A 20,809-nucleotide genomic window follows, 5' to 3' on the forward strand; every position below is an offset into this window, starting at 1 on the left:
TGCGTTCATTCGGAGGCGCCGCCGTCCTTGACGAGATAGTCGGCGGTGGCGATGGCGCGCGCCGCGCGGTCCCTCGCGGTGGACAGCAGCACGCCCTCGCGCACGAACAGCAGGATCTCGCCCTCCGCGCCGTACGGGGAGAACCCGGTGAACTTCACCAGCGGCGGATTCTCCGGGCGCAGCACCGCGCTCGCACCCGCCTCCACGCGGCGCAGCATGTCGCGGCTCACCTCGTCCGGGTCGGCGCTGCCCTTCACCGTGAACGGCACCGTGGCCATGCCCTCGGTGACCGTCGTGAGCTTCGTCAGCGACGCGGTGTTGAGGATCGAATTCGGGATGACCATCCGGTCGCCCGCACGCGTCTCGATCATCGAATGGCGCCACGTGATGTCCACCACCGTGCCCGTCACGCCCTGGATCGACACCAGATCGCCCGGCTGGATCACGCGGCCGAGCATCAGCCCGAACCCGCCGATCACATTCGCGATCGTATCCTTCAGACCAAGGGACAGCGCGACGCCGCCGACGCCGAGGGCGGTGACCAGCGTCGTCGGATTGATGCCGAACACCGGTTGCAGCACCATCGTGGCGGCCGCGCACCAGACCACCACGCGCATCAGGTTGATGAAGATGGAGGCGCTGGGAATCTGCGAATTATCCAGCACCTTGCGCAGAAGTCGGCGCAGCGCGCGGTCCGCCACCCACGCGGCGACGACCACCATGCACAGCCACAGCAGTTTGCCTGCGTTCGCATGGAACCAGGCCGCAATCATGTCATCGAAGTTTTCCATGCGCACCACGATAAACACGGCCGCTGGAAGCCGGTACATATCTACCGGAAAATATCCGCAAAACCGCGTGCCGGCGTGTCGCGTGCGGCGGACACCCCCTCAGTCGCGTTCCGCGCCAGCTCCCCCTCAAGGGGGAGCAAGACAAAGAATCGCACCCTCCTGAGGGGGGAGCAAAGAACAACGCGCTCCCTACTCCTGGTGTTCGCGGCAGGTCTGGCCCAATCCCCGTGCCAGACGGATCGGGTCGAGGATCTCGTCGAGCTTCTCCGCCGGCAGGTCGGTCATCTCGCCGGCCACCTCGCGCACCGTGCGGCCCGAACGCACCGCTTCGGCGGCGATCGCGGAGCCCTTCTCGTAGCCGATGTAATGGTTCAGCGCGGCCGCGATCGACGGCGTCGACTCGGCGTGCGCGCGCCCGATCTCCGTGTGCACGACGATGCCCTCGATGCAGTTGGCGCGGAACACGTCCATCGCGTTCGTGAGCAGCGACATGCCGGTGAGCAGCTCGTGCACCATCACCGGGTCGAACGCGTTGAGTTGCAACTGGCCCTCGGCCACCGCCCAGTTCACCGTCACGTCCATGCCGAACACCATGAAGCAGCACTGGTTCACACATTCCGGGATCACCGGGTTCACCTTCGCCGGCATGATGCTCGAACCCGCCTGCCTCGCCGGCACGTCCAGATCGTTGAATCCGGCGCGCGGGCCGGAGTTGAGCAGACGCAGGTCGTCGGCCGCCTTCTTGAGGTGCACGGCGAGGTTCTTCAACGCGGCGGAGGTCGACACGTACGCGCCCATGTCGGTCATCGCCGCCACCGGATCCGGCGCCGCCGTGATCGGCAGGCCGGTGATGCGCGCCAGATGCTCGGTCGCCGCGCGCCGGAACCGCAGATCCGCGCAGATGCCGGTGCCGATGGCCGTCGCGCCGAGGTTGAGCTGCGCAAGCTGCGGCACAAGCCGTTCGAAGCCCGCCAGATCGGATTTGAGCAGCGTCGCGAACGCGTGGAACTCCTGACCGTAGGTCATCGGCACGGCGTCCTGCAGCTGCGTGCGGCCGAGCGTCACGTCGTTGATGTGCTTGTCCGCCAGATCGTGGAACGCCTTCGCGAGACGCTTCGTCGCCTCGGCGAGCGGATGGATCGCGTCGATGAGCGCCAGTTTGCACGCCGCCGGGTACGTGTCGTTCGTGGACTGCGATTCGTTCACGTCGTCGTTCGGGTGGATGTACACGTAGTCGCCGCGCCTGCGCCCGGCGAGCTCCAGCGCGCGGTTGGCGATCACCTCGTTCATGTTCATGTTCGACGAGGTGCCGGCGCCGCCCTGCATCACGTCCACCGGGAACTGGTCGGCGAGCTTGCCGCCCTCGATCTCGACGCACGCCTCGCGGATGAACCGCGCCTTGTCCGGGTCGATGAGCCCCAGCTCCTCGTTCGCGCTCGCGCACGCCCGCTTGACCGTCGCGTAGGCGCGGACGAGTTTGGGATGCTGCGAGTCGGTGATGCCGGAGACCGGGAAGTTGCCGATCGCGCGTTGCGTGTGAATGCCCCAATACACGTTCGCCGGCACCGCCAGCTCGCCGATGCAGTCGTGTTCGATGCGGACCGGCGCCGCAGCGCCGCCCGTCCGCATCGTGCCGTCGTCCGCCGCGTTCATTGCGTTCGTCTCGTTCGTCATGTCTCCATGATGTCGCCTCGACGCGGAAAACGCCATGCCGGAGCGATGATTCCCCTCTGTGAGAAACCGCACACCCTACTTGTTGAAGATGCGGTTCCAGTAGGCGAGCATGTTCTCCTTGGACATGGACATGTAGATGCCCATCGCGAGCACGGCCACGTCCTCGTTGAGCAGGTCGTCCATCGAGACGTTCTGGCGCAGTTCGGGCCAGCGTTTGAGGATCGTGAGCAGTCCGCCCGCCGTGAAGTCGAGCAGCAGGTCGGTTTTGAGGTCCAGATGGTCCGCGTCGAGGTCGAGCGTCTGGAGCAGCGACAGCCGTGCGAAATCATGCAGCGATTCGACGAGTTCGGGGGAGCTGTGCGGTCCGGCGAGCAGGGCGAGACGGTCGAGACGCTGCTGTTCGCGCGGCGTGTTCATGAAGTGCGTGACGTGTTTGCGCCACTGCTCCTGCGGGTCGGCGTCCGGCTTCGGTGCCTCCTGGATGAGCGGCGAGGTCTGCACTTCGGCGAGGATCGCCGCGTCGGCGAGTTCCGACAATCCGGAGAAATGGTAGTAGAACGAGTTGCGGTTCACCTGCGCCAGATGCACGATGTCGGTGACGGTGATGCGCCGGTATTCACGGTCGGCGAGCAGCTTCCAGAACGCGTTCTCCATGCGCTCCCTGGCCGGTGGGATGTTCGAGTCGCTGCGTGGGCGTGGCATGGTCCCTCCTTGTGGGCGTATCGATGATGGCTGTACCAGCACTATGTCTAGACAACTTGTCTAGACAGTATAACCAATAACGCGACATGAGAAGAGAGCGCCGCCGGCCTTCCCGGAAGCCGCGGCGCGGTTCACGCCGCGGAGACGTCCGAATCGTCGGCGGCATCTGCCTTGGCTGCGGCGCCGGTCTTGGCGGCGGCATCGGCCGTATCGGTCCTGTCGACGGTCCCGCCGGACGCGCCGACGCTCCCGCCGCGGCGCCTGCTGCGCGCCATCGTCGCGCGCACCAGAATCGCCACCGCCTCCAGCAGATGACGCCGATCCTGCGCCGGCAATCCCAGCATCGACGCGATCATCGCCGGAATCGACGCCGGGAACCCGGCCATCACCTCGGAGAACGTCGTCGCGCCGTTCGCATGCAGCACCGCGAACAACGCGTCCACCGCACGTTCGCGCTGCTCGATCGTCAACCCCGCCATCCACGCGTTCAACGACTGGTTGAACAGCTGCGAACTCGACGCGAGATCCGGCTCCGTCACGAACCGATCGCCCTCCACCTGCCAGGAGAACGAGAAATGCTGCATGATCCCGTCCGAATCCGACGTGACCACGCGGCACGGCTCCGGCGTCTCGAAGATCTGCCCCACGATCGACGAGCTCGGCACGATCTTCGTCACCTGCGGCTGGATGTCCAGATACTGCCGCGACGTGACCACGTTCGGCGGGAATCCCGGACCATCCAGCGAATACACGTGACGGATGCGCCGGCGCACCTCGTCGTCCGCGTTCATCGCTGCGTACACCGCCAGATTGCCGCCCTTCGAATGCCCGGTGAGCACGATGTCCCCGCGCCACAGCCTCGCCACCATGTCGAGGTACGCGCTCGCCGCCCGCTGTGCCGGCACCGGGTACTGGAAGGCCATGTTGAAGTCCTCCTTCCAGCCGATGAGCGAATCGTCGGTGCCGCGGAACGCGATGACCAGCGTGCCGCGGCGCGTCGGATCCTTGACGCGCGGGCGGCCTCGCCAATCCCGGCCGTCCGGCAGTCGGAACGTCATCGCCGCGAACTGCGTCTGCTCGCCCGGATTCACGTGTTCGACCACCGCGCCGAGCCGCGTCGCCGCGAACCGCGGCGAGGCGGCCACGGCGGCGAAGAAGTCGTGCGTCTCGTTCGGATCGGTCAGACCGACCATCTGCACATCCGGCTTGCCCGTGTCGGCCGGGGCGGGTGTGTCGGGCGTGTGTTCGCCGTTGCCGTTGCTGTTGCTGTTGCCGTCGCCGTCGCCGGTCACGTCGTCGCGGACACGGCCGGCGGCGCCGTCGGCGTCTCCGCCTGTGCCGGTATCGCCGTCGCCGCTCCCGCCGTCGAGCTCGCGGCGCAGCGCCTGTTCCGCCTCGGCGAGCGTGACCGACTCGAACGGCTCGCGCACCAGCCCCTTGATCCACAGCCACGGGTGGCGCGGCTCGAACGCGCGCAGCCGGGCCGCGAACGAGCCGCCCAGTCCGCCGCGTTTGCCGCTGCCCGCGCCTTTCGTCTCGTCGAGCGCGAGCGTGGGGGAGAGGCGTGCCACATCCTCGTAGGAGAGCGAGGCGAACACGAGCGCGTCCACCTCGTTGAACGGCGCGTCCGGATCGGTGAGCGGGCGTCGTTCAACGGCCACATAGTCGAACACGTTGCCCATGGGCGTCTCCTTCCGTGCGTTTGCCGTGCGATGCCGCGATGCCGGCGTTCGGTCGTCCAGTCGTCCATCCGTCCGGTCGTCCATCCGTCCGGCCGTCCGGTGGCCTCCTCGCGCTTGATTGCGGTCCGTCGCGTTCAACCACTCAGTCTAGTCGTGCTTAAGGCGGCTTCCATGCGTCATTATCGGCGATTTCGTGCGGTTTTCGCGATGATGGAGGCACGTCGCGAAGCTCTTGGAATCGTGCGCGACACGCCGATGGACCGTCTCGATTTGCGTAACGGCGCAAACCCGCGTATGTTATTCACTCGTTGCTTCACGGAGCAGCAAACAACTGCGGACATAGCTTAGTTGGTAAAGCGCAACCTTGCCAAGGTTGAGACCGCGGGTTCGAGTCCCGTTGTCCGCTCTCGGAAGGCCGAAGCGATTCGGCTGGAAGTCAACCGGGCGGTTGGCGCAGAGGTAGCGCACTTCCCTGACACGGAAGGGGTCACAAGTTCGAATCTTGTATCGCCCACGATCGTGACTGCTTCGGCAGGCGCGTGATAACAGAATCTGGGGCTATGGCGCAGCTGGTAGCGCATCTCCATGGCATGGAGAGGGTCAGGGGTTCGAATCCCCTTAGCTCCACTCGAAGAAGGAACCGGCGTCCGCCGGTTTTTTCGTCGAAACGCCGGTTTTGCTCGGATGAGCGGAATCGACGCGCGATATGGGCGATTGGCGCAGCGGCTAGCGCACTTCGTTCACACCGAAGGGGTCGTAGGTTCGATTCCTACATCGCCCACCACCAAGGCCACCGCCACAAGCGGTGGCCTTTCGCATATCCGAAGGCCATGGGTCCATGACCCCGGAGACGTGGCTCACAGACCGCGGCGTTTCAGGTCCGCGACCAGACCGACGTAGAACTCGCGCACGTCGAAGCCGGGGATGTTCTCGCGGTTCAGGTCGATCATGTCCGCATGGGAGATGCCGCGCACGCCGTTCGGCTCCAGCCAGGTGAAGCTCTCGCCCCACGGGAACGACGGCCGCGCGACCAGTCCGTCGTTCGGCCCGTCGAACCATTTCACCAGCGGGTACGTGAAGTTCAACGGGAACTTGCCGGTCGTTGCATGTGCCAGCTTCGAACCGACGCTGCGGCACAGGATGCCCGCGAACGGCCCGAGACCGGGCCCGGCCGCCGTGCGTCCTGCAGCGCCGACCGGCCCCGTCGCCCCCGGCGCCGTGCGACCAGCCGCACTGCCCGGCACCGACATCGTCACCGTGCCCGCCGCACCGCCCGACATCGCCGCCGCACGTGCTCCCTCCTCCAGCAATGCCGCATCCCCGATCTCCGCGTTGAGCCGCGCGCATCCCGCCTGCGTGAGGTCGTGCACCGCGGCCATGAAGTCGGGCCGTGTGTCGCCCAGATGCGAGGCGGCCATGTTGTACGCCGCCTCGACGCGCCGCTGCGCCGCCATCGGGATGTTCGTCAGCAGGTAGTCCGCGAACCCGCAGCCGCGGTGCGGCGTGTTGATCGTCGTCAGCGACGCCACCCACCGCCCGGCGCCGCATCGCGCGATCGCGTAGCGCATGTCCAATCCGCCCTTCGAATGGGCGATCACGTTCACCTTCCCGCATCCGGTCGTCTCGACGATCCGCCGGATGCGTGCGGTCAGTTCGCGCGCGCTGTCCGCCACGGACGCCGCCGACTGATGTTCGCCGTAGTAGACGACCGCGCCGTTGCGCTCCAGCTCCGCCGGCACGCGCCCCCAATAGTTGAGCGCCTTCGTGTCGCGGAAGAAGACGCCGTGCACGAACAGGACCGGGTAGCGCGTCGCGCACACGCGTGCGGCGGCGCGCGACCGGTCCAGCGTCTCCTTCGCCGATTCGAAGCGCACCTCTTCGGCCACGGTGCGGATGATGCGGTGCAACGCGATGAGATTCGCGATCGGGATCCACCCGCACAGGACGCCGATCACGCGGATCTTCAGTCCCAGCTGCACCGACGTGAGATACACGGTGATGATGCCGATCCAGAAGACCACCGATTCGACCACCACGACGACGCCCAGCGCGATGAGCCACGGCACCCAGCCTCCGGAACCCCAGGAGACCGGCCATGAGACCGCCAGCATCGTCGCGAGCGTCACCGCCAACGCGACGCTCGCGACCAGCGTCGTCCACCAGAAGATGCGCAGCATGGTCACGCCGAAGCGGCATGCCCTGATCCGACCGGTCATATCGGCCTCCTAGCCTCGCGGAACACGTTCATCCGTCCTGCGCCATGCGCAGTTCCATGGCGAGACGATAGTAGTCGATGAGCCGGTCGACCATCGCCGGCCACGTGCGCTCCCGGACCGCCTCCAATCCGGCGGCACCCATGCTTCGCCGCAGCGGGCCGTCGCCGATGAGCCTGTCCACGCGGTCGCGCAGGTCGGCATCGTCCTCGTCGCGCGGGTCGAACAGCAGTCCGGTCGCGCCCTCGTCGACCAGATCGAGCGGGCCTCCGCTCGCCGGGGCGACCACGGGCAGGCCGCTCGCCATCGCCTCCTGGATGGTCTGTCCGAACGTCTCCTCCGCGCCCGTATGCACGAACACGTCCAACGCCGCGTAGGCGTCGGCCAGATCGCGCCCGTGCAGCATTCCGGTGAACACCGCGTGCGGCAGGCGCTCGCGCAGCTCCGGCTCGCTCACGCCGCCGCCCACGACGACCAGCCGCATGGGGAGCCCCGCGAGCGCGGCGAGACGCTCCACCTGCTTCTCCGGGGCGAGCCTGCCCACGTAGCCGACGACCGGCAGCCGCCCGTCGTCGCTCCATTCCCGATGCCATGCGCGGGCCTGCGGGTCGTCGGCGCGTGCGGGCGAGAACAGTGCGGTGTCGACGCCGCGGCCCCACAGTCGGATGAGTTCGGGCTCCACGCCGAATGTTTCGAGCCGGCCTCGTGCGTCCTCGGTGGGGGCGAGCGTCATGGTGGCGAGGTTGTGCATGCGCGCGATGCGGTCGGCCACGATGCGTTCCGCCTGTTCGCCGGCCGCCTTGCCGATGCGCCGGAGCCATTTCGTGTGCTTCGGCCACGCTCCGTCCCGTTTCGGGGCGGCATCGCCCGTGCCGCCCGCCGCCGGTGCCGTGCCGTCCACGCCTTTCTCGCCGGTTACCGCCTCGCGTGCGAACCGGCGGGCGTATTGCGCCACGTCGGTCTGGTAGATGGCGACGGTCGGCACGTGCAGTTCGTCGCCGGCGATGAGCGCCGCATGGCCGAGTTTCGAGATCGGTGCGGCCACGTGGATGACGTCCGGTCTCGGACCGTCGAGGATGTCGCGGATGACCGAGGATTTCGTCGTGACCGCCACGTTGAACCGTTGGATCGGGAACGACGGCACCTCCTCGACGGGGTATCCCGCGTAGGCGCCGCCCTCCGGCGCCGGTCCGGGCGCGATGACGCGCGCGTCGAACCCGCGTTCGGCGAACCGGTCGAGGATGTGCCGGATGCTGCCGGACACGCCGTTCGTCTGTTCCAGCGACGATTCGCTGACGACGAGTACGCGCAGGGGGCGCGACGCGATGATGTTCACGATTCCCAGTGTAGGGAGCGCACGCGGGTCCGTATCTACGTAGGTGACGGATTTCATCGCGGCGTAGCGGGCTGTTCACCCGACGCGCTACGGCAGCTGTACCTCGGCCGCCGGATGCTTGTCGCGCCACCACTTCTGCACGAAGTACGCGGCGTAGCACACGACGATGAACAGCAGCTCGGCGACGAGCGCGAACCGCTGCTCCTTGTCGAAGAACACGAGCAGGAACGAGGCGGTGCACAGGATGAACGCGCCCCACGAGGTCCACGGGTAACCGGGCGTCGCGTACTTGAGCTCGGCGGCCGTATGCCCGGAGGCGATCCAGCGGCGGCGGAACACGATCTGGCAGTACGCGATCGCGATCCATACCACCACGGCCGACAGGCCGGAGAGGGCCACGAGCACGAGATACACGGTGGAGGCCGCGACCACGGAGGAGAGCAGCGCGAGCAGGCCGCCGGCCATCGCCGCGCACAGGGCCAGCATCGGCACGCCGCGGCGGTTCGTCTTCGCGAACCAGCGCGGGATCATGCCCTCGTGGCCCATCGACCACACCATGCGCGTCGAGGCGTACAGGCCGGAGTTCGAGGCGGAGAGCACGGCCGTGAGCACGACGAAGTTCATGATGTCCGCCGCGTACGGGATGCCCACCGAGTTGAGCACGAGCACGAACGGGCTTTCGCCCACGCCCGCCTGACGCCACGGGATCAGCGCACTCATCACGACGATCGAGCCGATGAAGAACAGGACGAGACGCCACAGCGTCGTGTGGATCGCCTTCGGCACCGCCTTCTCCGGGTCGCGCGTCTCGCCGGCGGTCACGCCGATCAGCTCGGTGCCGGAGAACGCGAAGTTCACGGTGAGGATCGTCGCGAACACGGGCATGAAGCCGTTCGGGAAGACGCCGTCCTTGAACAGGTTGTCGAACATCGGCGCGTGCGTGTACCCCTTCATCGGGATGATGCCGAAGATCGTGAGCGTGCCGATCAGGATGAACGCGCAGATCGCGAACACCTTGATCGAGGCGAACCAGAACTCCGCCTCGGCGAAGAACCGCACGGAGAGCGCGTTCAGCGTGAAGATCAGCGCGATGCACGCCGCCGACCACACCCATGTGGGCGTGTGCGGGAACCATCGCTGCATGAGCAGGCCGGCCGCCGTGAATTCGGAGCCGAGCGCCACCGTCCATGTGAGCCAATACTGGATGGCGATCACGAAGCCGGTGCCCGGTCCGATGAACTTCTCCGCGTACACGTGGAACGAGCCGGTCACCGGCATCGCCACGGACAGTTCGCCGAGCGTGAGCATCACCAGGTATACGATGACCGCGCCGATCGCGTAGGCGAGGATCGTGCCGATCGGGCCCGCCTGCTGGATCGTGTAGCCGGAGCTCAGGAACAGGCCCGTGCCGATCACGCCGCCCAGCGAGATCATCTGCAGGTGCCGCGCCTCCATGCCGCGCTTGAGGTTCGTGTGCAGCGCGTGCTTCGTGTGTTTCTCGGTGCCGGTGGTCGGGTCGGCGGTCGCGCCGGTGCGCGTCTCCGCCGTCGCCGTCATGGCGTCGGCGCGCGCCTCCGCCGTCGCCGTCATGGCGTCGGCGCGCGCCTCCGCCGTCGTGCCGGCTTCGCTGTCGCTCATCTCTCTGGTCCTCTGTCTCGCGGTTGCGGTCGAATCGCAGACAGTATACGCCAGCCCGCGCACGAGCGGCGCGACGGTTCCGGCGCGACGTCGGGCCGGTTCAGTCCGTCTTCACGTCGCCTTCCGCGTTAGTGATCGCCTCGGCGATGTTGTCGCGGGTGAAGTCGTGATTGCGGTAGTCGGGATTGTCGACCGGCAGATGCGTGACCATCGTGTCGAACACTTGGCTGAGGATCTCGCCGCGTTCGAGCACCGCGTCGAGCACGTGGCCGCCGATCGAATGGTCGTCGGCGAGGAAATGCTCGTGGAATCCGGCGACGGCCGCGCCGTGGAACATGACGGGGGAGAAGTAGCCGAGCATCGTGCCTTTGACGTCGTGGGCGAGGAAGATCGCCTGCCGGTCCGCGACCTCCTCGAGCGTCGGGTACGGCGCCTGCTGTTTGATGACGGCGCGCGTCTTGATGAAGCTGAACGTGCCGCGCACGATGACGGAGAAGAACGTGTTCGCGCGCCCGTTCGCCTCGACGATGCGCCGGTTGAGCTCCTCCAGGCCGATGTCGCTGCGTTCGCACTGGTATTGGAACGCCGCCCGGTGCATGTTCGCGAACGGCAGCGTGAGGTCGTCCGGCACGGCCTCCACCTCGCCGGTGCGTCCCACCTTCCACGCGTGCCCGTCGAGCACGATGATCTCGCCGTCGAGCCCTTCGCCGGTGCCGATGCCCGTGTCGCCGTGGGTGAGCAGCTCGCCCATCGTCGTGGTGCCTTCCAGCAGGCCCGGCACGAGCAATGCGAGCGTGCCGTGCTGGTAGAGCACGTTCGCGCGGTGATCGTGGATCGGTTCGATCGATTTGCCCTTCAGTTCGCTCACGATTCCGTAATATAAATGACCGCTCCCGGCGAGGCAAGGAAGATGTCGCGGATTCCCCGCGATATCGCCGTGACCTCGCTCACAGCGAGATTGGGCGCGGATTGGGCACGGCTGGGTATAGCGTATTCGCGTGCTTTCGGGGAGCCGCATCGTGGTCGACGGCGGCCGCCCCTTCGGGAATCGCACGGGAAGAAGTATGCGGCATATGGTGACGAAGCTGGGATCGAAGCGCACGCTCACGCGTGAGGAGTCATACGTCGACGGGCATCTGACGCACACGGCGTTCGTCTCGCTCGCCATCCTCACGTTCATCACGTTCGTCGGCAACTTCACGCAGCTGCAGCTGTCCGCCGCGCTGCCGTCGATCGTCGACGAATTCCGCATCAACGTGACCACCGGACAGTGGCTCACGTCCGTGTTCCAGCTCGTGATGGGCGTGATGGTGCCGCTCACCGCGTTCCTCACGCGCCGCTTCTCCACGCGTCAGATCGTCATCACGTCGATGATCGTCTTCACGCTCGGTTCCGTGTGCGCGTGGCTCGCGCCCACGTTCCTCGTCCTGCTCGCCGGCCGCGTGCTGCAGGCCGTTGGCACCGGCGTGATGTGGCCGGTCCTGCAGATCACCGTGTTCTCGATATTCCCGCTGTCGCGCCGCGGCGGCGCGATGGGCATGGTGGGCATCGCGATGAGCGTCGCCCCCGCCATCGGACCGACGCTCGGCGGCCTCCAGACCGACGCGAACGGATGGCGTTCCATCTTCCTCACGCTCACGGTGATCGGCGCGCTCTCGCTCGCCGCCGCCGTGCTGTGGCTGCATGATTTCGGCGAGAACGACGCGGCCGCGCGCGCCGACTTCTTCTCCGTCGCGTTGTCCGTGTTCGGATTCGGCGGATTGATGTTCGGATTCACGAACATCGAGAACTATCCGTTCACACATCCGATGGTGTGGGCGTCGATGCTCGTCGGCGTGGTCGGCATCATCTGGTTCGTCGCGCGGCAGGTGCGGCACGCGCGGCGCTACCGTGAGGGCGTCGCGCGCGGGGAGCGGCCGGAACCGGCGCTGCTCGACCTGGGCGTGCTGCGGAACCGTTCGTTCACCGTCGGCACGGTCACCGCGTCGCTCGCGTTCTTCGCGTTCAGTTCGATCCTCGTGATCATGCCGCTCTACATCCAGAACGACCGCGGCTACTCCGCGACGATGAGCGGCCTCATCATGCTGCCCGGCGCGATCGGCCAGTGCATCTCACAGCTGTTCGGTGGCAAGGCGCTCGACCGGTTCGGCGCACGGCCCGTCGCCCTGTTCGGCGCGGTCACGCTCACCGTCGGCACGATCGGCATGAGCCTGATCGCCGCCGACACATGGATCTGGTGGGTGTCGATCTGCCAGTTCGTGCGCCAGATCGGCATGGGATCGCTGCTGATGCCGATCACCACGTGGTCGCTCAACTGCCTGGAGCCGTCGGAGATCTCCGCCGGGTCGGCCGTGACGAACACGGCCCGTCAGGTGGCGGGCGCGATGGGCGCGCCGATCCTCGTGATCCTGATGGAGACGTTCACCGCCATGTACCATGCGGGCGGCATGTCCGCCACGCTCGCGAACATCGCCGGCATCCAGTGGGCGCTGCGCATCTCCGCGTTCCTGTGCTTCATCATGGTGCTGCTCGTCGCCTTCGGCGTGCGCGGCAACGGCGCGGGCTCCTCGCACGACGTGGCCCGTCGCGCCCTGAACCGACTGCGTCATTGAGAGCCGGTGGAATCGTCGCGCCGGATAACCTGCGAACAGGGGAAAACGAGGTTGCGCGGCTGGAAATCGTGCCGGACAACCCGCGATACGGCTTTACGCAGCTTATACGGCAGGGGATTATGCCGGACAACCTTGTAGATAGGCTGGATGAGGTTGCGCGGCTGAGCGCTGTGCCGGACAATCCCGGAAGCGGTGTTTCGCAGGTTGTGCGGCTGTATCGGGGCCGATGGATGGGTGCGACCTGTCCTCCGGAGGGATGATTGTCCTTTACTCTACATATATGAGTGATGTGCGCAGCCCCATGAGTCCCGGTCCTGTGAATCCCCCTGCCCCGAAGCCCCGCCCCACGCGGGCGCGGGATTGGATTCCCGACCAGCCTGGGGCGTGGGTGATGGCGCTCGCGCCCGCGGTGGCCGGGTTCGTCGCGGGAGGGCCGACGCGTGACTCCGTGTGGCTGGTGGCGCTATGGGCGCTGTGCTACTGCGTGCAGTTCGCCGCGGCCCGGTGGCTCAAATCCCGGTTCGCGCGGCGGTATCTGATGCCGGTGGCGGCCTACGGCGTCGCGCTGGTCGTGCTCGGCGTCCCGTTCGTCGTCATCGATTCGGGCATACTGCGCTGGGCTCCCATATATATGGTGCTGGCCGCGCTCTCGTTCCTCGCCGCGTGGCTCAGACGCGAACGCAGCCTGTGGGGCAATGCGGTGGCCGTGCTCGCCTCGTCGCTGATGGCCACGGTCGTCGCCTCGTATGGTTCGCGCAACATGTCGGACGCGTCGTGCGTGCTGGAAGTCGCCCGATATGATGCACAGGGCAATCCGATGCCGGTGCCGTGCGGCACGCAACAGATGTTGGCCATCATGCATGAGCCGCCCACGTGGGATACGTGGTGGTCGCCATACGCGTTCCCGGCAGGTGGCCTGATGATGTCGGCCGTGTTCGCGGCGACGCAGTTCGGCTCGGTGCTGTTCGTCAAGACGATGATCCGCGAGCGGGGGAGCCGTGCGTATCTCGTCGCGTCGGTCGCGTGGCATGCGGTGCTGTTCGCGGGCGTGACCTGGTGGATCGGCTCGTTCGTGCCGGCGGGCGGCGTCGAGGATGGATGGATTCCGATGCCGCTCATGTGGACGGAGCTCGCCGCGATCTGGCTGCTGGCGCGCTCGGTGGCCCTGCCGTGGATCGGCTCGCGCCGACGCGTCAAGCCGGTCGTCACCGGCATGGTCGAGATGGTGTCCACCTTGCTCGTCTTCGTCGCGGTGCTGACGGCGCTGGCGGCGGCATGAACCGCATGCGCCGACGGCGTGTCGCGGGGGCGCGCTCGTCCAAGGCCGGTGATTAGATACTCAAGTTGCCTGATTTGGGCTCGCACATTGGAAATAACAAAGCGAGCACGGGCCGGCGGATTGCCAGCGCGATTCGTGGTGCCGTGCACTGATGTCGGATGACCGCCAGAGGACGTATGTCCAAGGGAGGCCATGCGCGCCGGTGCCCTCAAGAAGCAGGCTGGAAACCAGTACACGAATCGCTAGAAAGGGCGGACGGCAATGGCGGGACAGAAAATCCGCATCAGGCTTAAGTCCTATGACCACGAGGTCATCGACCAATCGGCGAAGAAGATCGTCGAAACGGTGACGAACGCGGGCGCAACTGTTGTTGGCCCCGTTCCGCTGCCGACCGAGAAGAACGTTTTTGTTGTTATCCGTTCTCCTCATAAGTACAAGGATTCTCGCGAGCACTTCGAGATGCGCACCCACAAGCGCCTCATCGACATCGTGGACCCGACCCCGAAGGCCGTGGATTCCCTGATGCACATCGATCTGCCCGCGGACGTCAACATCGAGATCAAGCTGTAAGGGAGGAGGGAACCGCTATGTCGCAACATAAGGATCGCAAGGCGCTGCTGGGCAAGAAGCTCGGCATGTCGCAGGTGTGGGACGAGAACGGCTTCTTCGTGCCCGTCACGCTGGTGGACGTCTCCACCAACGTCGTCACCGCCATCAAGACCCCGGAGACCGACGGCTACACCGCCGTCCAGCTCGGCTACGGCCAGATCGACCCGACGAAGGTCACCAAGCCGCTCGCCGGCCACTTCGCCAAGGCCGGTGTGACCCCGCGCCGTCACCTCGTCGAGGTGCGCGAGGACAACGCCACCGAGTACGAGGTGGGCCAGGAGCTCAACGCCGACGTCTTCGCCGAGGGCGCCGAGGTCGACGTGACCGGCACCACCAAGGGCAAGGGCTTCGCCGGCACCATCAAGCGTTGGGGCTTCAAGTCCTACCGCCGTACCCACGGCTCCCACAAGAACGAGCGTCGCCCCGGTTCCGTCGGCGCGTGCGCTACTCCGAGCCGCATCCTCAAGGGCAAGCGCATGGCTGGCCGCATGGGTCATGTGACCTCCACCGTGCAGAACCTGACCGTCGTCTCCGCGGATGTCGAGAACGGCATCCTCGCCATCAAGGGCGCCATCCCGGGCCCGAAGGGCGGCATCGTTCTCGTTCGCTCCGCCGTGAAGGGAGCCTGATAAGCCATGGCTAACGTTACTCTGAACGTCACCGACCCGCAGGGCCAGGCCGCCGGCACCGTCGAGGCCCCGGCCGAGCTCTTCGGCTTCTCCGCCGAAGAGGTCCAGTCCCGCATCCCGCTGATCCACCAGGTCGTCATCGCGCAGCTCGCCGCCCGTCGTGCCGGCACCCACGCGACCAAGACCCGCGCCAACGTCTCCGGCGGCGGCAAGAAGCCGTGGAAGCAGAAGGGCACCGGTCGTGCCCGCCAGGGCTCCATCCGCGCCCCGCAGTGGTACCACGGCGGCGTCGTGTTCGGCCCGCAGCCGCGTGACTACTCCCAGCGCACCCCCAAGAAGATGAAGGCCGCCGCCCTCAAGTACGTGCTGTCCGACCGCGCCAACGCCGGTCGCGTCGCCGTCGTCGACTTCGGCGTCTCCGAGAAGCCGTCCACCAAGGCCGCCATCGCCGCCCTGAACCCGGTCATCGGTGAGAAGTTCGCCACCATCGCGCTGACCCGTGACCAGGTCAACGAGTGGCTCTCCGTGCGCAACCTTCCGTATGTCCACCCGATCTTCGTCGATCAGCTCAACACGTACGACGTGGTGACCGCGCAGTACGTCGTCTTCACCAAGGAGGCCCTTGAGGCCTTCGTGGCGGCGAAGACCAAGAAGGAGGCCTGATTTCCATGGTCGCTATTCACAAGCCGGCTCACGACATCATCATCAAGCCCGTCGTGTCCGAGAAGAGCTACGCCGCCTCCGATCGTGGCCAGTACACCTTCGTGGTGGCCCCGAACGCGAACAAGGTGCAGATCAAGCAGGCTATCGAGCAGATCTTCAACGTCAAGGTGACGAAGGTCAACACCCTCAACCGCGAGGGCAAGCGCACTCGCACCCGCACCGGCTACGGTCGTCGCGTCGCTCAGAAGCGTGCGATCGTGTCCGTCGCCGAGGGCCAGACCATCGACATCTTCGGTAACTGAAGGTTAGCCGAGAAAAGTTAAAGGAAGAACTACATTATGGCTATCCGCGTTTACAAGCCGACGAGCGCCGGCCGCCGCAACGCCTCCGTCTCGGACTTCTCCGAGATCACGCGTTCCACGCCTGAGAAGTCGCTCGTTCGTCCGCTCTCCAAGACCGGCGGTCGTAACTCCTACGGCCGTATCACGTCCCGCCACCGCGGCGGCGGCCACAAGCGCCAGTACCGTCTCATCGACTTCCGTCGCTGGGACAAGGACGGCGTGCCGGCCAAGGTCGCTCACATCGAGTACGACCCGAACCGCTCCGCCCGCATCGCCCTCCTGCACTACGCCGACGGCGAGAAGCGCTACATCATCGCGCCGAAGGGCATCAAGCAGGGCGATGTCATCGAGACCGGCGCCCAGGCCGACATCAAGCCGGGCAACAACCTGCCGCTGAAGAACATCCCGACCGGTACGGTCATCCACGCCATCGAGCTCAAGCCGCTCGGCGGCGCCAAGATCGCCCGTTCCGCCGGCACCTCGGTCCAGCTCGTCGCGAAGGACGGCGCCTACGCCCAGCTGCGTATGCCGTCCGGCGAGATCCGCAACGTCGACGCGCGCTGCCGCGCGACCGTCGGCGAGGTCGGCAACGAGGACCACGCCAACGTGCAGCTCGGCAAGGCCGGCCGCGCCCGTTGGATGGGCAAGCGCCCGATCACCCGTGGTGAGTCCATGAACCCGGTCGACCACCCGCACGGCGGTCGTACCCGCGGCGGCAAGCCGCCGGTCTCCCCGTGGGGCAAGGGCGAGGTTCGTACTCGTCGTCCGAAGAAGGCTTCGAACAAGATGATTGTCCGTCGCCGTCCGTCCGGCAAGAACCGCAAGTAAGGAAGATTCGAAGCGATGACTCGTAGCATCAAGAAGGGCCCCTTCGTCGACGCCCACTTGCAGAAGAAGGTCGACGAGCAGAACGAGAAGGGCACCAAGAACGTCATCAAGACGTGGTCCCGCCGTTCGATGATCACCCCTGATTTCATCGGACACACGTTCGCTGTCCACGATGGCCGCAAGCACGTCCCGGTGTTCGTCACCGAGGCCATGGTCGGCCACAAGCTGGGTGAGTTCGCCCCCACGAAGACCTTCAAGGGTCACGTGAAGGACGACAAGAAGGCCCGCCGCTAAAGGAGAGAATGACTTATGGAAGCTAAAGCAATCGCCCGTCACGTCCGCGTGACGCCGCGCAAGGCTCGCCGCATGGTCGACCTCATCCGAGGCAAGCAGGCGACCGAAGCCCTCACCATCCTCAAGTTCGCTCCGCAGGACGCGTCCATCCCGGTTCGCAAGGTCCTCGAGAGCGCCATCGCCAACGCGCGCGTCAAGGCCGACAAGGCCGGCGAGCCGTTCCGTGAGAACGACCTGGTCGTCAAGGCGACCTACGTGGACGAGGGCGTGACGCTCAAGCGTTTCCGCGCTCGTGCCCAGGGCCGTGCCGCTCGTATCAACAAGCGCACCTCCCACATCACGGTCGTCGTCGCCAACAAGGAAGGAAACCGCTAAAGATGGGTCAGAAGATCAATCCCTTTGGCTACCGCCTGGGCGTCACTGAAAACCACCGCTCCAAGTGGTTCTCCGATTCCAACAAGGCCGGCGAGCGCTACAGCGACTTCGTCCTTGAGGATGACAAGATCCGCAAGGAGATGAACAAGGACCTCGAGCGCGCCGGCGTGAGCAAGATCGTCATCGAGCGCACCCGCGACCGCGTCCGCGTCGACATCCACACCGCCCGTCCGGGCATCGTGATCGGCCGTCGCGGCGCCGAGGCCGAGAAGGTCCGCGCCAAGCTCGAGAAGCTGACCGGCAAGCAGGTCCAGCTCAACATCTTCGAGGTCAAGAACGCCGCGCTGGACGCCCAGCTCGTCGCTCAGGGCATCGCGGAGCAGCTGACCAACCGCGTCACCTTCCGCCGCGCGATGCGCAAGGCCCAGCAGGACGCCATGCGCGCCGGTGCCAAGGGTATCCGCATCAAGCTCTCCGGCCGTCTCGGCGGTGCCGAAATGAGCCGTTCCGAGTTCTACCGCGAGGGTCGCGTCCCGCTGCAGACCCTCCGCGCCCTGATCGACTACGGCTTCTTCGAGGCCAAGACGACCTACGGCCGCATCGGCGTCAAGGTCTGGATCTACAAGGGCGACATGACCGAACGTGAGTTCGAAGAGCAGCAGGCCCAGCAGAACAACCGTCCCGGCCGTCGCGGCGATCGCCGTCCGCGCCGTGGCAACCGCAACGCCGGTGCCGCCCGCAACGCCGAGGCCCCCAAGGCCGAGGCCGCCGCGGCCCCCGCTGCCACGGAAACGAAGGAGTGAGCAAGAATGCTTATCCCAAAGAGGACCAAGTACCGCAAGCAGCACCGTCCCGTCCGCTCCGGCATGTCCAAGGGCGGCAACGAGATCAACTTCGGTGACTACGGCATCCAGGCGCTGGCCCCGGCCTACGTGACCAACCGCCAGATCGAGGCCGCGCGTATCGCCATGACCCGCTACATCAAGCGTGGTGGCCGCGTGTGGATCACGATCTTCCCGGATCGTCCGCTGACCAAGCACGCCCTCGGCGCCCGAATGGGTTCCGGTAAGGGTACGCCGGAGTTCTGGATCGCCAACATCCACCCCGGTCGCGTGATGTTCGAGATCGGTGGTGTCTCCGAGGACGTCGCCAAGGAAGCCCTGCGTCGTGCCATCGACAAGCTCCCCATGAAGTGCCGTGTGATTGCTCGTGAAGGCGGTGACATCTGATATGGCAGTCGGAACCGAAGAATACTCCATCAAGAATCTCAACGAGAAGACCAACGCGGAGATCGAGGGCTTCCTGAAGAAGTCCAAGGAAGAGCTGTTCAACCTGCGCTTCCAGTCCGCCACCGGTCAGCTCGAGAACACGGCCCGTCTCAAGGCCGTCAAGCACGACATCGCCCGCATGTACACCGTGCTGCGCGAGCGCGAGCTTGGCATCACCTCCGAGCCGGCCGACGAAGCTAAGGAGCAGTGATCATGGCTGAAGAGCAGCAGGAGCGCAACTTCCGCAAGGTTCGCCGCGGTTACGTCGTGTCCGATAAGATGGACAAGACGATCACCGTGGAGCTCGAGAACCGCAAGACCCACCCGCTGTACGGCAAGGTCGTCCGCACCACCAAGAAGGTCAAGGCCCATGACGAACACAACGAGGCGCACATTGGCGACCTCGTGAGTATCATGGAGACTCGTCCTCTGAGCAAGACCAAGCGTTGGCGTCTCGAGTCGATTATCGAGCGCGCCAAGTAAAAAAATAAGTTCGGCAAGGCTCGCCGTCCACCGGGCGCGGTTAGATAGATGTTCTGTGCGTCTATCCACCGCGCCCGGTGTGCGGGGAGAACCAGCTCGGCTAAGGAGAATCAATGATTCAGCAGGAAACGCGGCTTCATGTCGCCGACAACACGGGTGCCAAGGAGATCCTTGCCATCCGCGTGCTCGGTGGCTCGAAGCGACGCTATGCCGGCCTGGGCGACGTCATCGTCGCCTCGGTCAAGGACGCGATCCCTGGCGGATCGGTCAAGAAGGGTGACGTGGTCAAGGCCGTCGTCGTCCGTACCGTCAAGGAGCACCGTCGTGTCGACGGCTCCTACATCAAGTTCGACGAGAACGCCGCGGTGATTCTCGGCTCCGGCCGTGAACCGAAGGGCACTCGTATCTTCGGACCGATCGCCCGTGAGCTTCGCGACAAGAAGTTCATGCGCATCGTGTCCCTCGCCCCGGAGGTGATCTGACATGGTAGCCAAGATCAAGAGCGGCGACCAGGTGAAGGTCATCCGCGGCAAGGATCGCGGCAAGGAGGGCAAGGTCCTTCGCGTGCTGCCGAACGACCGTCTGATCGTCGAGGGCGTTCAGATCGTCAAGAAGCACGTCCGCGCCACCCAGCAGGGCCAGCAGGCCGGCATCGTCTCCGTCGAGGCGCCGATCCATCGCTCCAACGTGATGGTCATCGACCCGGAGACCGGCAAGCCGACCCGCGTGGGCGTCATCGTGAAGGAAGAGGCGCGTGACGGCAAGGTGAAGACCGTGCGCGTGCGCGTCGCCAAGAAGTCCGGAAAGGAGCTGGCATGACCGACACCACTACCGTCGAAGCGCCGGCCACCCCGCGCTTGAAGGTGCAGTACAACGAGCAGATCGTCCCGGAGCTCGAGAAGGAGTTCAAGTACTCCAACCCGATGCAGGTCGCTCACGTCGAGAAGGTCGTCGTCTCCATGGGTGTCGGCGCCGCCGCTCGCGACTCCAAGCTCATCGAGGGCGCCGTCAAGGACCTCACCCTGATCACCGGCCAGAAGCCGAAGATCACCAAGGCCAAGAAGTCCGTCGCGCAGTTCCACCTGCGTGAGGGTCAGGCCATCGGCGCGTACGTCACCCTGCGTGGCGACCGCATGTGGGAGTTCCTCGATCGTCTGCTGACGCTGGCTCTGCCCCGTATCCGCGACTTCCGCGGCATCAACGGCCACCAGTTCGACGGCCAGGGCAACTACAACTTCGGTCTCACCGAGCAGTCCATGTTCCACGAGATCGATCCGGATTCCATCGACCACCAGCGTGGTATGGACATCACCGTGGTGACCAGCACCAAGGACGACAAGGAAGCCTACGCGCTGCTCAAGCACCTCGGCTTCCCCTTCAAGGAGAACTGAT

The 20,809-nt window shown here is 65.9% G+C and carries 24 protein-coding genes and 4 tRNA genes; 20 read left to right on the plus strand and 8 right to left on the minus strand.

Annotated features, from left to right (window positions below):
• Positions 1 to 5: 5 nt before the first annotated feature.
• The 4 genes from Uis4E_RS04135 to Uis4E_RS04150 all read right to left on the minus strand — a co-directional run bounded on the left by Uis4E_RS04135 (position 6) and on the right by Uis4E_RS04150 (position 4,849).
• Positions 6 to 791, minus strand: a complete 786-nt coding sequence (locus tag Uis4E_RS04135) for a mechanosensitive ion channel family protein (RefSeq protein ID WP_101621995.1) — start codon at positions 789 to 791, stop codon at positions 6 to 8.
• Positions 792 to 980: 189 nt separating this feature from the next.
• Positions 981 to 2,420, minus strand: a complete 1,440-nt coding sequence (locus tag Uis4E_RS04140) for an aspartate ammonia-lyase (RefSeq protein WP_101622019.1) — start codon at positions 2,418 to 2,420, stop codon at positions 981 to 983.
• A gap of 120 nt (positions 2,421 to 2,540) precedes the next feature.
• Entirely contained in the window at positions 2,541 to 3,167 is a 627-nt protein-coding gene (locus Uis4E_RS04145) for a TetR/AcrR family transcriptional regulator (protein WP_101621996.1), read from the minus strand.
• Positions 3,168 to 3,298: 131 nt separating this feature from the next.
• Positions 3,299 to 4,849 (minus strand): DUF2974 domain-containing protein, encoded by a 1,551-nt coding sequence (locus tag Uis4E_RS04150; RefSeq protein ID WP_243394318.1) that lies wholly within the window; start codon positions 4,847 to 4,849, stop codon positions 3,299 to 3,301.
• A 333-nt stretch (positions 4,850 to 5,182) separates the two neighbouring features.
• On the opposite strand from Uis4E_RS04150, the gene Uis4E_RS04155 reads away from it, so the two are divergent.
• From Uis4E_RS04155 to Uis4E_RS04170, 4 genes are all read left to right on the plus strand, one after another.
• Positions 5,183 to 5,255: transfer RNA gene (locus Uis4E_RS04155), tRNA-Gly, on the plus strand.
• Positions 5,256 to 5,291: 36 nt separating this feature from the next.
• Positions 5,292 to 5,363, plus strand: a tRNA-Val gene (locus Uis4E_RS04160).
• A 40-nt stretch (positions 5,364 to 5,403) separates the two neighbouring features.
• Positions 5,404 to 5,476: transfer RNA gene (locus Uis4E_RS04165), tRNA-Ala, on the plus strand.
• Between the two features lie 81 nt (positions 5,477 to 5,557).
• Positions 5,558 to 5,633: transfer RNA gene (locus tag Uis4E_RS04170), tRNA-Val, on the plus strand.
• A gap of 73 nt (positions 5,634 to 5,706) precedes the next feature.
• On the opposite strand, the gene Uis4E_RS04180 is transcribed toward Uis4E_RS04170, so the two are convergent.
• The 4 genes from Uis4E_RS04180 to budA all read right to left on the minus strand — a co-directional run bounded on the left by Uis4E_RS04180 (position 5,707) and on the right by budA (position 10,904).
• Positions 5,707 to 7,065, minus strand: a complete 1,359-nt coding sequence (locus Uis4E_RS04180; protein ID WP_243394319.1) for an esterase/lipase family protein — start codon at positions 7,063 to 7,065, stop codon at positions 5,707 to 5,709.
• 28 nt (positions 7,066 to 7,093) lie between these two features.
• Positions 7,094 to 8,398, minus strand: coding sequence for a glycosyltransferase family 4 protein (locus tag Uis4E_RS04185; RefSeq protein ID WP_165784845.1), 1,305 nt, complete (start codon positions 8,396 to 8,398; stop codon positions 7,094 to 7,096).
• An 87-nt stretch (positions 8,399 to 8,485) separates the two neighbouring features.
• Positions 8,486 to 9,955 (minus strand): amino acid permease, encoded by a 1,470-nt coding sequence (locus tag Uis4E_RS04190; RefSeq protein ID WP_423734909.1) that lies wholly within the window; start codon positions 9,953 to 9,955, stop codon positions 8,486 to 8,488.
• A gap of 181 nt (positions 9,956 to 10,136) precedes the next feature.
• Entirely contained in the window at positions 10,137 to 10,904 is a 768-nt protein-coding gene (gene budA / locus Uis4E_RS04195) for an acetolactate decarboxylase (protein WP_207764545.1), read from the minus strand.
• A 205-nt stretch (positions 10,905 to 11,109) separates the two neighbouring features.
• Here budA and Uis4E_RS04200 point away from each other — a divergent pair, with 205 nt between their 5' ends.
• From Uis4E_RS04200 to rplE, 16 genes are all read left to right on the plus strand, one after another.
• Entirely contained in the window at positions 11,110 to 12,648 is a 1,539-nt protein-coding gene (locus Uis4E_RS04200) for an MDR family MFS transporter (RefSeq protein ID WP_243394320.1), read from the plus strand.
• Positions 12,649 to 12,949: 301 nt separating this feature from the next.
• Positions 12,950 to 13,927: a YwiC-like family protein gene (locus tag Uis4E_RS04205; RefSeq protein ID WP_101622001.1), complete on the plus strand. Its 978-nt coding sequence runs from the start codon at positions 12,950 to 12,952 to the stop codon at positions 13,925 to 13,927.
• Between the two features lie 261 nt (positions 13,928 to 14,188).
• The gene (gene rpsJ, locus Uis4E_RS04210; protein ID WP_003808013.1) at positions 14,189 to 14,497 is read left to right on the plus strand and encodes a 30S ribosomal protein S10; all 309 of its coding nucleotides are present in this window, start codon (positions 14,189 to 14,191) and stop codon (positions 14,495 to 14,497) included.
• Between the two features lie 17 nt (positions 14,498 to 14,514).
• On the plus strand, positions 14,515 to 15,165 hold the full coding sequence (gene rplC, locus Uis4E_RS04215) for a 50S ribosomal protein L3 (RefSeq protein ID WP_034527320.1): 651 nt from the start codon (positions 14,515 to 14,517) through the stop codon (positions 15,163 to 15,165).
• Between the two features lie 6 nt (positions 15,166 to 15,171).
• Positions 15,172 to 15,828 (plus strand): 50S ribosomal protein L4, encoded by a 657-nt coding sequence (gene rplD / locus Uis4E_RS04220; protein WP_101622002.1) that lies wholly within the window; start codon positions 15,172 to 15,174, stop codon positions 15,826 to 15,828.
• Between the two features lie 5 nt (positions 15,829 to 15,833).
• Positions 15,834 to 16,130 (plus strand): 50S ribosomal protein L23, encoded by a 297-nt coding sequence (rplW, locus tag Uis4E_RS04225; protein WP_034527316.1) that lies wholly within the window; start codon positions 15,834 to 15,836, stop codon positions 16,128 to 16,130.
• 36 nt (positions 16,131 to 16,166) lie between these two features.
• Positions 16,167 to 16,997, plus strand: a complete 831-nt coding sequence (rplB, locus tag Uis4E_RS04230) for a 50S ribosomal protein L2 (RefSeq protein ID WP_034527305.1) — start codon at positions 16,167 to 16,169, stop codon at positions 16,995 to 16,997.
• A gap of 15 nt (positions 16,998 to 17,012) precedes the next feature.
• Positions 17,013 to 17,291: a 30S ribosomal protein S19 gene (gene rpsS / locus Uis4E_RS04235; RefSeq protein WP_003814508.1), complete on the plus strand. Its 279-nt coding sequence runs from the start codon at positions 17,013 to 17,015 to the stop codon at positions 17,289 to 17,291.
• 15 nt (positions 17,292 to 17,306) lie between these two features.
• Complete coding sequence (gene rplV / locus Uis4E_RS04240; protein WP_101622003.1) at positions 17,307 to 17,666, plus strand: 50S ribosomal protein L22; 360 nt, start codon at positions 17,307 to 17,309, stop codon at positions 17,664 to 17,666.
• Between the two features lie 2 nt (positions 17,667 to 17,668).
• Complete coding sequence (rpsC, locus tag Uis4E_RS04245) at positions 17,669 to 18,469, plus strand: 30S ribosomal protein S3 (RefSeq protein ID WP_034527300.1); 801 nt, start codon at positions 17,669 to 17,671, stop codon at positions 18,467 to 18,469.
• Between the two features lie 6 nt (positions 18,470 to 18,475).
• Entirely contained in the window at positions 18,476 to 18,895 is a 420-nt protein-coding gene (gene rplP, locus Uis4E_RS04250; protein WP_034527297.1) for a 50S ribosomal protein L16, read from the plus strand.
• A gap of 1 nt (position 18,896) precedes the next feature.
• Complete coding sequence (gene rpmC, locus Uis4E_RS04255; RefSeq protein WP_034527294.1) at positions 18,897 to 19,145, plus strand: 50S ribosomal protein L29; 249 nt, start codon at positions 18,897 to 18,899, stop codon at positions 19,143 to 19,145.
• Positions 19,146 to 19,147: 2 nt separating this feature from the next.
• Positions 19,148 to 19,417: a 30S ribosomal protein S17 gene (gene rpsQ, locus Uis4E_RS04260; protein ID WP_034527291.1), complete on the plus strand. Its 270-nt coding sequence runs from the start codon at positions 19,148 to 19,150 to the stop codon at positions 19,415 to 19,417.
• A gap of 113 nt (positions 19,418 to 19,530) precedes the next feature.
• A complete protein-coding gene (gene rplN, locus Uis4E_RS04265) occupies positions 19,531 to 19,899 on the plus strand; it encodes a 50S ribosomal protein L14 (RefSeq protein WP_034527288.1) in 369 nt (122 codons plus the stop codon).
• A 1-nt stretch (position 19,900) separates the two neighbouring features.
• Positions 19,901 to 20,236, plus strand: coding sequence for a 50S ribosomal protein L24 (rplX, locus tag Uis4E_RS04270; RefSeq protein WP_034527286.1), 336 nt, complete (start codon positions 19,901 to 19,903; stop codon positions 20,234 to 20,236).
• A complete protein-coding gene (rplE, locus tag Uis4E_RS04275; protein WP_101622004.1) occupies positions 20,233 to 20,808 on the plus strand; it encodes a 50S ribosomal protein L5 in 576 nt (191 codons plus the stop codon). The genes rplX and rplE overlap by 4 nt, the downstream gene beginning before the upstream one ends.
• The last annotated feature ends 1 nt before the right edge of the window (position 20,809 follow it).

Source organism: Bifidobacterium parmae, assembly GCF_002860365.1.
GTDB lineage: Bacteria > Actinomycetota > Actinomycetes > Actinomycetales > Bifidobacteriaceae > Bifidobacterium > Bifidobacterium parmae.